This window comes from Bacillus sp. JJ1533 (assembly GCF_036965045.1).
Taxonomy (GTDB): Bacteria; Bacillota; Bacilli; order Bacillales; family Bacillaceae_L; genus Ferdinandcohnia.
This window is the reverse complement of sequence record NZ_JBALOV010000025.1, coordinates 268,372-282,935: the sequence shown is the minus strand read 5'-3', so window position 1 is coordinate 282,935 and position 14,564 is coordinate 268,372. Positions and strand designations below refer to the sequence as shown.

The 14,564-nt window shown below is 37.8% G+C and carries 11 protein-coding genes; 8 read left to right on the top strand and 3 right to left on the bottom strand.

Annotation, left to right across the window (positions count from 1 at the left end):
• Positions 1–185 precede the first annotated feature (185 nt).
• From V7138_RS13245 to V7138_RS13210, 8 genes are all read left to right on the top strand, one after another.
• Entirely contained in the window at positions 186–1,469 is a 1,284-nt protein-coding gene (locus V7138_RS13245) for an extracellular solute-binding protein (protein ID WP_335398053.1), read from the top strand.
• 59 nt (positions 1,470–1,528) lie between these two features.
• Positions 1,529–2,404 carry a carbohydrate ABC transporter permease gene (locus V7138_RS13240; protein ID WP_335398051.1) on the top strand — a complete coding sequence of 292 codons (876 nt, stop codon included), beginning with the start codon at positions 1,529–1,531 and terminating at the stop codon, positions 2,402–2,404.
• A 12-nt stretch (positions 2,405–2,416) separates the two neighbouring features.
• A complete protein-coding gene (locus V7138_RS13235; RefSeq protein ID WP_335398049.1) occupies positions 2,417–3,265 on the top strand; it encodes a carbohydrate ABC transporter permease in 849 nt (282 codons plus the stop codon).
• A gap of 95 nt (positions 3,266–3,360) precedes the next feature.
• A complete protein-coding gene (locus tag V7138_RS13230) occupies positions 3,361–5,091 on the top strand; it encodes a cache domain-containing sensor histidine kinase (RefSeq protein WP_335398047.1) in 1,731 nt (576 codons plus the stop codon).
• Complete coding sequence (locus V7138_RS13225; RefSeq protein WP_335398083.1) at positions 5,081–6,622, top strand: response regulator transcription factor; 1,542 nt, start codon at positions 5,081–5,083, stop codon at positions 6,620–6,622. The genes V7138_RS13230 and V7138_RS13225 overlap by 11 nt, the downstream gene beginning before the upstream one ends.
• Positions 6,623–6,651: 29 nt before the next feature.
• The gene (locus tag V7138_RS13220; protein WP_335398045.1) at positions 6,652–8,091 is read left to right on the top strand and encodes a glycoside hydrolase family 1 protein; all 1,440 of its coding nucleotides are present in this window, start codon (positions 6,652–6,654) and stop codon (positions 8,089–8,091) included.
• 78 nt (positions 8,092–8,169) lie between these two features.
• Positions 8,170–9,057 (top strand): ROK family protein, encoded by an 888-nt coding sequence (locus V7138_RS13215; protein ID WP_335398043.1) that lies wholly within the window; start codon positions 8,170–8,172, stop codon positions 9,055–9,057.
• 48 nt (positions 9,058–9,105) lie between these two features.
• Positions 9,106–11,490 (top strand): GH36-type glycosyl hydrolase domain-containing protein, encoded by a 2,385-nt coding sequence (locus tag V7138_RS13210; RefSeq protein ID WP_335398041.1) that lies wholly within the window; start codon positions 9,106–9,108, stop codon positions 11,488–11,490.
• Between the two features lie 144 nt (positions 11,491–11,634).
• Here the strand turns inward: V7138_RS13210 and V7138_RS13205 are convergent, their stop codons facing one another.
• The 3 genes from V7138_RS13205 to V7138_RS13195 all read right to left on the bottom strand — a co-directional run bounded on the left by V7138_RS13205 (position 11,635) and on the right by V7138_RS13195 (position 14,506).
• Positions 11,635–12,306, bottom strand: a complete 672-nt coding sequence (locus V7138_RS13205; RefSeq protein WP_335398081.1) for a phosphotransferase — start codon at positions 12,304–12,306, stop codon at positions 11,635–11,637.
• A gap of 15 nt (positions 12,307–12,321) precedes the next feature.
• Positions 12,322–12,627, bottom strand: coding sequence for a hypothetical protein (locus tag V7138_RS13200; protein WP_335398040.1), 306 nt, complete (start codon positions 12,625–12,627; stop codon positions 12,322–12,324).
• 79 nt (positions 12,628–12,706) lie between these two features.
• Positions 12,707–14,506 (bottom strand): sigma 54-interacting transcriptional regulator, encoded by a 1,800-nt coding sequence (locus V7138_RS13195; protein WP_335398038.1) that lies wholly within the window; start codon positions 14,504–14,506, stop codon positions 12,707–12,709.
• Positions 14,507–14,564 lie beyond the last annotated feature (58 nt).

The following is a 14,564-nucleotide window of genomic DNA, read 5'->3' as shown; positions in this document are numbered from 1 at the left end:
TTTTTTGTCATTCCAGAAAACAATATCTATTCTTCCAAGAACTTAAAGACCCCTATTAAACCCTATCCAAGAATTTTGGATGTTTTTATAGATTTGTAGGATAGTTGAAAAAAATGAAAGCGATATAATAATAATCGCAAGGTATGAAAACGCTTTAATAAGAGATAAAAAGGGAGGAATAGATTATGAAGAAATTAGGTTTTATCCTAATGGGGTTACTCATCATGCTAACTCTAGCAGCATGTGGCGGTAACGATGATAAAGAAGCATCGTCTTCAAAGGATGGCGCAATTGAACTAACGCTTTGGACGGACTGGACAGAGGATCGTCCAGAAAATACGCTCTCCAAAAACATTATTAAAAAGTTTAATGAAGAGCACGAAGATGTTCAAGTGAAAATCGAAGAGATTCCACATGATCAATATGAAACAAAATTAAGAACACAAGCAGCAGGAAATCAATTACCTGACCTAATGCGTGTATGGCCTGGTGCAAGAACAGCGCCTTTGGCTGAAGGTGGAGCAATCTTACCACTTAACTCAATCGTTGAAAATTGGGACGGGGTTATTCCGGATTCAATCCTTCAAAACTATGCTGTTGATGGAAATTATTACGCAATCCCAGCTAACGTAAGTATTACAAGCTTAATCTATTACAATAAAGAAATGCTAAAAGAAGTTGGTTACGATGAGTTTCCAACAACATATGCAGAATTAAAAGAACTTGTAAAAGCACTTGATGACAATGGTAAAACACCAATTGCTTTAGGTAATAAAGCAATCTGGCCGTTACAATCTGTATACATCTCAACAATTGCAGATCGTTTTACAGGAAGTGATTTCTTAAAGAATACATTAAACGGAGAAGGTTCTTTTGAAGATCCACAGTTTGTTAGTGCATTATCAGTAATTGATGAATTAACAAAAATGAATGCGTTTAATGAAGACATGAATACCCTTGATGAAGCTCAATCAAGAAATGAATTTATTAAAGGAACGACTGCCATGCACTTTGCAGGTTCATGGGCAATTGGTCCAATTTTAGAGAGTGTTGAAAATATTGATAACATTGGTGTAGCACCATTCCCAGCGTTTGAGGGTGGAAATGGAGATCAAGCTAAAATCGCAGGAGTTGCTGGTGGAGGTATCGCAGTTAGCAGCCAGTTAAGCGAAGAAGAGCAAGAAGCAGCGTTCACATTCCTGAAATACTACTATGATGAAGAGTTATACCAAGGCTTAGTCAAAGCAAATATTATTGTACCTGCAGAGGTTGAAATGGATGACAGCATTCCACAAGTCTTCCAGGATGCAAATAGTTATGTTAAAGGTGGACTAGCACCTGTATATGATGCGACATTAACACCTGAATTAACAGATATTATCAACAATGGTCTTCAATCCATTACATTAGGTGACAAAACACCTGAAGAACTAGCAAAACAAATGCAAAAAGAAGTAGAAAGTAAATAATATCTTGATCACAGGTTACTTGATTTTTAAGTAACCTGTGAGTATTTAGGGGGGAGAACATGAAATTAACAAAGACAAGCAGGGTCGCACTTGTAGTAGGAATTTTGCCGGCCTTCATCCTCTATGTGGTGTTTGCCATCTATCCAATTCTCCAATCCTTTTATTATTCAGTAATGGACTGGAACGGGTTCAATGAAATGACTTTTATTGGATTAGACAATTTTAGAAAGCTATTCACAGATCCTCTTTTTTGGAATTCAGTAAAAAATAACATTTATGTTGTATTAGCTTCTGTGTTGGGACAGGTCCCAATCGCATTATTCATTGCACTTTTACTTAATCGCAAAATCAGAGGAGCAAAACTTTTTAGAACCATTGGTTTTTTACCTGTAGTACTATCAACAGTCGTTATTTCTTTAACATGGAGTTTAATCTACAACTCTCGTAACGGATTAATCAATGAAGTATTACGATCTGTTGGACTAGGTGATCTTGCACAAAACTGGCTAGGGGATACAAAATGGACCATGATTGCTGTCTTAGTTGTAGTGGTATGGCAATTCGTTGGCCTATATATGATTATTTTCTTAGCGGCATTACAAAATGTACCTAGTGAAGTATTAGAAGCAGCCAAAATCGATGGTGCATCAGAATGGGCGATTACTTGGAAAATCACCGTTCCTATGATTTGGGATACCATTCTAGTTGCCATTATCCTTTGTATTTCAGGTAGCTTGAAGACATTTGATTTAATCTATGTGATGACAAATGGTGGCCCTGCCCACTCAACAGATGTTATGGCACTCTATATGTTTAATGAGACATTCTCGAAATTACAATACGGATATGGTAGTGCTGTGTCAGTATTCATTTTCTTCTTTAGTCTGATCTTAATTGCCGTTGTGAACAAAGTTTTAGGAAAGAAAATGATATAGGAGGTGGACATAGTGGAGAAAACAAATAAAGTACCAAAGCAAAAAAGTATTAAAAAACCACTTATATATATTACATTAATCTTATTCGCTATTGTTAACGCATATCCAATACTCTGGATGGCGATCAACTCCTTTAAATCGGATAAGGAGTTTGCGGTTAACCAGTTAGGATTCCCTAAGGAATTTGTATTTGATAATTTTGCGAATGCTTGGGAAATTGCAAACCTAGGCACTCTGTTTAAAAATAGTATTTTTATTACCGTAACAGCAACAGCTTTAACTGTTTTTATCGGGGCATTAGCATCCTATTTCTTGTCTCGATTTGACTTCAAGTTGAGCAAATGGTTATATGGATTTTTCGTCTTTGGATTATTAATTCCAATTCATGCAACACTAGTACCAATGTTTATTTTGATGAAAAACTTAGGACTACTAAATACACCAATCACACTGCTGTTCCCTTATATCGCATTCCATTTGCCTATTACGATTTTTATTTTAACAAGTTTTATGAAGGCATTTCCGAAGGATATTGAGGAATCCGCGATTATGGACGGTTGTGGGATTTTCCGGATCTTCTGGTCGATTATCTTGCCAATGTCACGTCCGGCATTAGCAACGGTTATGATTTTGAACTTTATCTACAATTGGAACGAATTTTCATTCGCGTTAGTGTTAATTAATGATCCAGAGCTTCAAACATTGCCATTAGGGCTTGCGAAATTCGCTGGTCAATTTACAACCGATTATGGCGCACAAATGGCTGGATTAACCATGTCACTCATTCCAATTGTTATTTTCTACATCATTTTTGAAAAGAATATTGTAAAAGGTATGACAGCAGGTGCAGTAAAAGGATAAGCTTTTGGTTTAAACCCCTGCTGGATTGATTACCGTAATCCATTCACCCTCAACAAATTAAAGTGGGGGTGAATACATTAAAAGGTTGAATGCACATGATCCAAAATTGGGGCTTGAAAAAGAAATTTATCATCCTATTCCTTGTGCTTATTACTCTTCCAACAGCACTTTTTGGAATACTCATTTATAACCAAACGACGGAAGTTCTTAAAAATCAAGTGGAAAAAGACACGATCGAGAAGCTTGATAAAGACGAACAAAATTTACTGTCGATTATTCGAGATGTCGAAAGCATGTCCTCCTATATGATTTATGATAAGGACTTTCGAACGTTTTTTAAAACAGCGGATGAAACCGCCTCCTCCTACAAAGATAGTTTAGAAGGGATAAAAGGGTATTTTACCTTTCAGTTGGTGTCAAATGAGTATATCTCCTCCATCTATTTAAGAGGAATGAACGGGAATGAATTAATCTTCGGAGAACCTCTTTCAGGGGATGAGAGTCCATTAGATAAGGCTGCTGCCCTAGGAAAAGGTTCCCCAATCTGGAGTGATACCTATAAGTTAACAAGCGGTTGGGGTGGTGAAAAGTACGTGATTAGCCTATCAAGGATCATTAATGATTTAAATCAGATTAACAGTCCTATAGGCATGGTAAGAATTCGCCTTGATCAAGAAAAAATCCTAAAAAGCTTAGACATCAAACAAGGTACGTATCTTGTTATGTCAAACACTGGTGAAATTGTTCTTCACTCCAATCCGTCTCTTTTAGGAAAAAAATATTCAAATCCAAAATTTGTTGACTGGGTAAATCAAGGAAAAGATCAAGCCTACGATTTTACGTATAAAAACATGGAATATAAGGCAGTTAAAAAGAAAGTAAGTGGAACAAGTTGGACATCGGTCGTCATCGTTAAAGAAGAGGATTTAGTAAAGGAACTATACACAGTTCGCAGTTCCATTAGCTATATGATTTTCCTCCTTCTTCTATTTGGAGGCATTGCCTTTCTAGGGTTCTATCGTTCGAATGTAAAACGAGTGATTGAATTAACAAACCAAACACAACAGCTGGAAAAAGGAAACTTTTCAGCGAATGTGGATGTACAATCAAAGGATGAAATCGGTCAACTTGGGATGCAATTTAATAAAATGGTCAAAACCATCCAAAGGCTCATTAATACAGAATACAAGCTGACAATTAAACAGAAGGAATCTGAATTAAAAGTCCTTCAAAATCAAATTGATCCACATTTTCTCTATAATACGCTAGATATGATTCGCTGGACCGCTCGGCTTGAAAATGCCATGGAAACAGGTCAACAAATCGAACAGCTTTCAAAAGTATTCCGAATGAATCTAAATATGGGAAAAACATGGGTCACAATTGAAGAGGAAATGGCCTTTATCAAGTCCTACCTAGAGCTGCAAAAAAGTCGATTAGGGGAACGTCTGGCTTTCTCGATTTTTGCAGATGATGAAATCAAAACAACGTTTATCATGAAAAATCTTGTTCAACCATTGGTGGAAAATAGTATTCAACATGGGTTTAAAAACCTGCCGAGACAAGGAATGATCACCATTCGCAGCTATCGGGTTGAGGAACAGATATGGATAGATGTAATGGACAATGGTTGGGGGTTTAAAAAAGAGGATCAACATTCTGGATTTGCCTTGAACAATCTTAACGAACGGATCGCAATTGCATATGGTGAGCCTTTCGGATTACAGGTATTAGACGCTGATGAAGGTGTAACCGTGAGACTGGTACTTCCACTACTATGGGACCCAAATAATGGAGAGAAATCAGGTGAAGCTAATGACGTTTAAAATGTTAATAGTGGATGATGAACCTATTATTTCACGCGGATTGCGGTTAACCATCCCTTGGGAAACGATTGAGGTAGAAGTGGCAGACACAGCTCATGATGGAGACGACGCCATACAGAAGGTCAAGCAGTATGGAAACATCGATGTGGTCATTACCGACGTCAGAATGCCAAGAGTGGATGGCTTACAACTAGCTCGTTTCTTGCATGATCACTACCCTCATATCCGAACGATTATTTTGAGTGGATATGACGAGTTCGAATATGCCCAACAAGCAATCAAATTAGGTGTGAAAGATTACCTGTTAAAACCGGTTAACATTGAAGAACTGATTGAAAAGGTAAAGAATCTTACGAATGAGATCAAGCAAGAGCAACAACAACAAAAAGAACAATACGAGATAGGGTTGCGAAATGCGATTATCCATCAACTATCTGAAGTACAGGGGTCCTTCCCAGCTCAATTGAATCGATACAATCACATCATGGTCTATCCATTTATTAGTATGCAACAGGATTATATGAAACAAGTGAATAATCTGACTGAAGTGGAATATGAAGGTTTTTTAGACGGATGGGAGAAAATGATTCAGAACTCTATACAAGAATACGGGCTCACATCCTATTCGTTTTTTACGCAAGAAAATATGTTACTAACTTGTATTTACGGAGAGAAAAGCATTCTAACAGGGCAGATACAGCAGGCAATTCAGGGGCAAGAGGCAAAACTCGAATTTGTGTGGAACGATGATTGGATTTCCATTGATAGCCTTAAGTCTGTTTATGCAGACCTTATACATGCAGTCAAGCTTTTACCAATAGCTGAAGACCAAAGCATTATCCTTTCAGAACAGTTAAAGAGGGCATCAACTCAGCTTTATCCAACTGAAATTGAAAAGAAGATATTGGACGCAATTTTTCAGATGGAAGACTCGACCTTATATCCTTCTACAAGCGAATTATTCCACTATTTTCTAGAGCATGAATTTTTCTTAGAGGAAGTCGCGGAAGTATGCTCGAACATGTTGGGGAAAATCATGAATCATTATGAGTCACTCGGTGGGAATCGCATAAATCAGGATACCTTTCATTTTAGCCAAAAGGTAAATGTCCATGTGTACAACTCCTATGAACTATTAGCAGAACTTTTTTATGAAGACTTGTCGACCATCAGAAAAGAACAAGCTAAGGTAAAAAGTTTGGACAAACAAGATTTGTTAATCAACGAGGCCAAGTACTATATTAAAGAATACTATCGGACGAACATTAAGGTTCAGGAAGTAGCAGATGTCATTAACATTACACCGAATTATTTTAGTTCTTTGTTTAAAGAAAAAACGGGTGTGAACTTCAATGAATATGTGAACCAACTAAGGGTTGAAGAAGCAAAGGTTTTGCTTGCCGAAACACCATTTAAAGTAAATGAAGTATCGGAACAAGTTGGATTTCACGAATACAAGTATTTTGTTGCGGTCTTTAAAAAGGTGACAGGAATGACGCCAACAGACTACCGGAAATTTGTGAAATTGTAAAACGAACATACAATGGGGAGAGATGAGACGTGGAAAAACAAACTATGAAGCTACCAGCTGATTTTATCATTGGTGCAGCATCTTCAGCATGGCAAACAGAAGGCTGGACCGGGAAGAAAGAATTCCAGGATTCTTACTTAGACCTATGGTATAAAAACAATAAAAATGTATGGCATAACGGCTATGGTCCTGCCGTAGCAACTGATTTTTACAATCGATATAAAGAAGATGTCGGTTATATGAAGGAAATCGGACTCACCCATTATCGTACATCCATCAACTGGTCTCGTTTTCTAACAGATTATGAAAATGTAATTGTTGATGAGGAATATGCAACTTATATTGGAAACGTGATTGACGAGCTGATCGCAAATGGTGTTGAGCCAATGATTTGCCTTGAGCACTATGAGCAACCAGCCTACTTATTTGAAAAATACGGTGGATGGGGCTCAAAACACGTTGTTGAGTTATTTGTAAAATATGCTGAAAAAGTGTTTGAACGCTATGGAGACCGTGTGAAGCATTGGTTTGTTTTCAATGAGCCAGTTGTTGTCCAAACCCGCGTGTACTTAGATGCCATCCGTTGGCCATTTGAGCAAAACACAAAAAAATGGATGCAGTGGAACTATAACAAAGGTCTTGCTACTGCAAAGGTCGTTAAACGATTCAAAGAATTGGGCTTAAAAGAAAAAACAGGTGCTAAAGTTGGAACCATCCTAAACCCTGAGGTTACCTATGCACGCTCATCATCAGAGCATGACCAAAAAGCAGCAAGAATCTATGACCTATTCTTCAACCGTGTATTCTTAGACCCTGCGATTAAGGGAGAGTATCCACAGGAATTATTTGAATTAATGGAAAAACACGATATTACGTTTGAACATACAGCTGAAGAGCTTCAGCTCATCAAGAAAAATACAGTTGATTATGTCGGCATTAATCTCTATTTCCCGCATCGTGTGAAAGCCCGCACATCTGCGTGGAACGAGGAAACACCATTCCACCCAGAATATTATTATGAAAAACACGAGCTTGCAGGTAAGAAAATGAATCCTTACCGTGGCTGGGAAATTTACCCGCAAATCATGTTTGACATGGCGATGAGAATGAAGGAAGAGTATGGAAACATCGAATGGTTTATTGCCGAAAATGGTATGGGTGTAGAAAACGAAGGAAGATTCAAGAATGAAGAGCAAATCATTCAAGATGATTATCGAATCGAATTTATTAGTGAGCATCTAAAATGGCTTTTAAAGGCAATTGAACAAGGTTCAAATTGTACTGGATACATGCTTTGGGCCTTCACTGACAATGTATCTCCAATGAATGCTTTCAAAAACCGTTATGGCCTTGTCGAAATTAATTTAGAAAACAACCGAAATCGTGCCCTTAAGAAGTCTGCATACTGGTACAAGCAAATAATTGAAACAAAAGAATTCGAAGTGGAGAATGACGAATTCTATAAATAAGCTTTAGTAGCACTGGCAGACCCTTGAAATCTACGAGATTCCAAGGGTCTAGTCCTATCAAAGAACGAGGGAAACAACATGAAAAAATACATTGCCTTTGATATTGGTGGAACCTTTGTTAAATGTGGAATTGTGGATGAGAATGCGGAAATCCTTCACTCAACGAAGCAGAAAACACCTAAAACTCTCGACGGCTTAATGGATCTAATCGAAACATATTGTTTGTCATTTCCAGATGCAACAGGAATTGCGATTAGCAGTTGCGGGGCCGTTTCGAATGAAGGTGTGGTTTATGGCTCGAGCGCGCTCCCTTATATCCATGGTCCCAATATAAAAGAATTAGTAACAGAACGTACAAAGCTTCCTGTATTTCACGAAAATGATGCTAACTGTGCAGGATATGCTGAGGTCTGGAAAGGTGCAGCGAAAGGAAAGAAAGATGTCATGGTCATGGTCATCGGAACCGGCATTGGCGGATCCATTTTTAAAGATGGTCTCCTCCATAAAGGCGCGAACCTCCATGGGGGAGAATTTGGCTATATGCTACTTACTACGAACTTTTCTGATAGCAATGATGTCTGGGCAAGAACCGCATCGACAAAAGCACTTGTGCGCAAGGTCGCAAAAGCAAAGCAGTTAAATCCTGAAGAACTATCTGGAGAAGAGATTTTTTCAATGGCTGAATCTGGAGATGAGGATTGTATTAAAGCGGTTGATGAATTCTACCATTTGCTCGCAGTCGGCATTTACAATCTGCAGTTTATCTATGACCCCGAAATCATCTTGATCGGCGGCGGAATCAGTGCTCGCGATGATTTGATTGTAAATATCGATAAAAAACTAGATGCTATTGTATCGGCTATAGATCTAGCAAAAATTAAACCTAAAATTGCAGCTTGCGAGCTTCGTCAAAATGCAAATTTATTAGGGGCAGTTTACGGACTTATGAAAATGCAAAAGAAATAAGCGAGTCTAAAAAAATGCATTTACTTACAACAGAAGAGAGGGTATGACATGATCAGAGCAACAGATAACAATGAATTCTATGAATTAACAAGTCCTACTAGTATGCCAAAGGCTTCTGGATTTTTATGGAATGACAAGATGATGATTCATATGAATTGTCGTGGCTATGCGGTTTCGCAATTTATGCAGCCAGAACCTGCAAAATATTCACATGCACCCAATTTGGAAGCAAAGACATTTATGCAACCAGAACAACCTTACTATGCTCATCATCCTGGACGTTTTGTTTTTATCAAGGATGAAGAAAATGGTGACGTTTTTTCTGCACCCTATGAGCCTATGCGTGTCCTTCCTGATACCTATTCATTTTTAGTTGGGAAAGATAAGATTGTTTGGAAGGTACAAAAAAATGATATTTTGATTGAGATGACCTTAAGTTTGCCAAAGGACGAAGCAATGGAGCTTTGGCGAGTGAAGGTCACAAATCTTTCCAATAAAGAGAGAAAAATAAGCATTTATCCTTATTTTACAGTTGGTTATATGTCATGGATGAATCAATCTGGGGAATATAACGAAGCTTTACAAGGGATTGTTTGTTCCTCGATCACACCTTATCAAAAATACCAAGATTACGATAAAATAAAAAACTTTAGTGATAAAACATTTTTAGTCGCTGATCAACAGCCTTTTGCCTGGGAAGTAAATCAGGAAGCATTTGAAGGAGAAGGCGGTATCACCTTCCCAACAGCGATCCGACAAGAAGAACTTTCAAAAGGGGATTCACGTTATGAAATGCCAGTTGCTGTGCTTCAATACAAGCTGGACTTACATGCCCAGGAAGAAAGAGAGTATCGTTTCCTATTTGGAGCCGCAAGAACAGATGAGGAAATTTTAAATACACGACACAAATACTTTGAGACAAAGTCAGAAGACGGTTTAGATGGCTTTGCAATCGCTGAGAAGGAATATGCAAAGTACATTGCAGAAGGAAAAGGAAGTCTTCAAATCAAGACGCCAGATGCTCATTTAGATAATTTCGTGAATCACTGGCTGCCGCGTCAAATGTATTATCATGGGATCACAAATCGCCTTTCAACAGATCCGCAAACTCGTAATTATCTTCAGGATAATATGGGGATGAGTTATATTAAGCCGCAGACGACAAGAGATGCGTTTCTGCTAGCATTAAGTCAGCAGAAGGAAAGCGGTGCTATGCCAGATGGAATCATTTTGCATCCGGATGCGGAATTAAAATATATTAACCAGGTCCCACATACAGATCACTGTGTTTGGTTACCAATCTGCTTAAGTGCCTATTTAGATGAGACGAATGATTATCGCATTCTAGAAGAAGTCGTCCCTTTTGAAGGCGGAAACAAAACAGCAACTGTCTTTGAACATATGAATCTAGCGATGCAATGGCTCATCCGTGACCGTGATGACCGTGGTCTTAACTATATTAATCAAGGCGACTGGTGTGACCCTATGAATATGGTCGGTTATAAAGGGATAGGTGTTTCCGGTTGGCTTACAACTGCTTCGGCATATGCCTTTACTATTTGGGCTGACATATGTGAAAAAAGTGGTCATAGTGAGCAAGCTAAGGAATATCGTTTAGAAGCCGAAAACACCAATGAAGTGATTAATAAGTATCTTTGGGACGGAGAGTGGTATGCGCGTGGTATCACCGATGACAATGTGATATTTGGAGTTAGCAAAGATAAAGAAGGTAGGATCTTTTTAAACTCTCAAGGATGGGCACTTTTAAGTGGAGCCGCTGATGAGCAGAAAAAACAAAAGTTACTGCAAGCTGTTATTGACCAGCTAGAGACTCCATACGGAGTTGAAATGCTCGGACCAGCCTATACAGCTATGCGTGAGGATGTGGGTCGCGTCACTCAAAAACATCCAGGTTCAGCAGAAAATGGTTCAGTCTATAATCATGCCGCCATCTTCTATATCTATGCTCTATACCAAGCAGGTGAGACGGAGAATGCCTACCGTCTACTTCGAAAAATGATTCCAGGCCCAGATTTGGATGATGTGCTACAACGTGGCCAATTACCAGTGTTTATTCCGAACTACTATCGTGGAGCATACAGACAATTTCCACGTACCGCTGGCCGCTCTAGCCATTTATTCAATACGGGAACCGTATCTTGGGTATATCGATCTCTCATTGATGGCTTGTTTGGATTACAAGGAACGAAAGAAGGACTTCGGATTGACCCTCAGCTCCCATCAAGCTGGCGAGAAGCCTATGTTACACGTACTTTTAGAGGAGCAGAGTTGCACATTGACATGCAGCGGGATGAGAACGTTAAAGAGGTAGAAGTGCATGTAAATGGACTGCAAATAGAAGAGGGAATCCTGAAAGATATTGAGTCTGGGGAACACTATCAAGTATATGTGAAACTACCTCTATTAGATTAATAGTAGTTAGGTAGAATACCAAGAGGAATGCCAAAAAACAGCGGGGAGTCATATCTCCGCTGTTTTTCAATAAACATTTTCCTGTAATGAGTGCGTTAATGACCGCGACCTTTTTATTTTATGTGTAATGAAGTTTGCCCTCTTTTATTTCTTAAAGATATTTTGTATTTTTTCCCGAATACGATCAGTCTGTAAACCATCAAGGCTCAACTTTAGGAATTTCAAAGTTACTTCTTCTGATTTTACAAGACCTTCATAACGCAGGTCCTTAATCCATTCCCAAATATCCTCAAGTTTTCTCTTTAAGGAATAAAATTCAAAGACATCCAAATCAGGTGAGTCATACTTCATATATTTTCTATATTCAGATAAGAAATCTCCAGCATATGGTTCTGTTATGGTTAAAATCAGGTCCTGCTCTGCAGGAGCAAGCTTTACACATTCCCAATCTATTAAGATAAGGTTACTCCCTTGCATAAGATTCCAATTATGAGCATCTGCATGGGACAAAACAAACTGGTGAGGCTTATTTTTCAACGTATTTGATAAATACCTCATCCTCTCAATCTTTTCTAACAAAGTATCTGTATGAGGCTTTACAATTTCGAAAAGGGCATCATCTTTATTGTCCAATTCATTATAAATAAAAGAAGATAGGTATTCACTGAAATCAATATTGAAATCTTCCCTCGTTTGTATCTTTATTAAATCATTAGGAATTTTTGAAGTGGTCTTGTGAAGTACTCCAAGAATCTTAGCCAGTTCACTAACCTGATTTGGATCCAGTTGCTTATCGCCAATTGTCGAACCTTCAATGAAGTCTGACAGTACTTACACGAACTGTTCATCTTCACAACTAAAGCTTTTTGACTTTGTTAAGATTGGGTTGATTAGATTATTTTTTAGGTCAGTATGACCATGAAGCCATTTTACTAAGGGATTATATCTATCAATCGCATTAATCCAAGAAGCAACGGACAGTTTTCTTTTATCATACACTTTCAAAAAGTACTTTTCGCTTAGATTTTCTACGAAAAATGCGAGGGCAGACCAGCCACCTGGACGCTGTTCGATTAACGTTGCCTGTATTCCATAATGTTTAGTTAACATATTGGCAATCCGATTTTTAATCTCCATTCGTTCACCTCGAATACATTATATAGTAGTTTCTATCAAATATGGTGGTTGATGGAATTGTGTCCCTACGACCCTAAAGTTATCCTGAAATTCCATAATATTTAATTTTTCGATATAATGTAGCTAAACTAATCCCAAGCTGTTTCGCAATTGCTTTTTTCGATGTAGTAGATGAGCCAACTGTTGATAATAGATGAAGAATTTGCTTTTTTTCATATTCGTCGATGGAAATCGACTCGTGTGTTTTTTGTAAGCCTTGCTTAGTAGTATTTTGATTATCATCAATGCTATTTGTGTTTTTAATCGAAGGTGGAAGATGATGTTTTTCTAGGATGGAGTCTTCATGTCCTGAAACATTAATGGCGAATTCAATTGCATTTTCAAGTTCACGGATATTTCCAGGCCATTTATGGGAAAGTAAAGTTTGTTCTGCTTCGTGAGATATGTACGTGATGTTTCTGTTTAACATGTCTGAATATCGTTTAATAAAAAAATGGGACAGGTGGATAATATCCTCTTTTCTTTCTCGAAGTGGTGGAAGTGTAATTGGAATAACATTTAATCGATAGTATAAATCCTCTCTAAATTCACCTTCCTCAATCATTTTTTCAAGATTACTATTTGTTGCTGCTACAATCCGTACATCCACTGGAATTGCTTCTTTTCCTCCTATTTTATCGATCTCCCTTGTTTGAAGAACGCGTAAAAGTTTGATCTGTAAATAGAGTGGCATTGTTCCAACTTCATCTAAGAATAATGTCCCTTGGTCTGCTAATTCAAATTTCCCAACTCTTCCTTTTGTATCAGCTCCTGTAAAAGCCCCCTTTTCATAACCAAATAATTCACTTTCAATAAGTGTTTCCGGAATGGCCCCACAGTTTATCGAGATAAATGGCTTAGTTGATCTTGAACTAGCTTGGTGAATAGCCCTTGCGAACATTTCCTTTCCAGTGCCACTTTCACCTGTTATAAGTACGGTAGAATTTCCAGCCGCTACATGTGTAATCAATGACTTTATCTCTTTGATCTGCGTAGATTCCCCAATAATGTCATTAAAAGTAATATCCTTGTTGCTATTCATCATTTCGTAGGCCATCATTTGGACATCTCGGTAATTTTGTAATGAAATGACAGCACCCTCGTGCTTTTGGTTAACGATAATTTGTTTGATATTGGCTAAGTATCGGTGGTAAGTATGGAGCCTCTTATACGTCAATTCATAGTTTTGTAATTCTTGTCCATTTTTTATTTCATAGGTAGGAAAATCCTCAAAAAGGTCATAAATCGATTGGATGTCTGTCCCATTATTAGATAAAAAAAGCATCTCTTTTGCTTTTTCATTCATTTGCGTAATGTTTCCACTTGGATCAATTGAGATCACCCCATTTGAAATCGTATTAATTAATGTGCGTAAAGCACTATTCATTTTCGTTTCTTTCTCTATTAATTCTAGCTCTGATATTTTCGTTGTTAACAAGTCAGACATTTTATATAAAAAGTCTGCAATTCCATCTAAGTTTTGTTTAATCATCTTTAGCCGATCATAATTGTACGCAACCATATTGATGGTGCCAATAATTCGATTATTGTAATGAATCGGAATGATGATTCCTCCTAGATATGAACATTTACCCAAGCCTGGGCAGCTTAAACACACTCTATTCAGTTGCGTATTATCAATAAAAACATGTTGTTCGTTTTCCATCACCCTTTTACTAGCCGTACCGTACTGCATTCTCATTCCTATTTTGGAAAAGGCAGAGCCCGTAGCCGCTATTCTGACAGCGTTTGAATTTACAATTTCTACATCCATTTGGAAAGCTGCAAAAATGGCTTCTGCAATATCTTGTGCGACATGCTTAATTTTTGAGATATCCATAAACTCCTCCTTAATAAAAGTGATTATTCTCTATTATAAGATAAGTAATGATTGAATA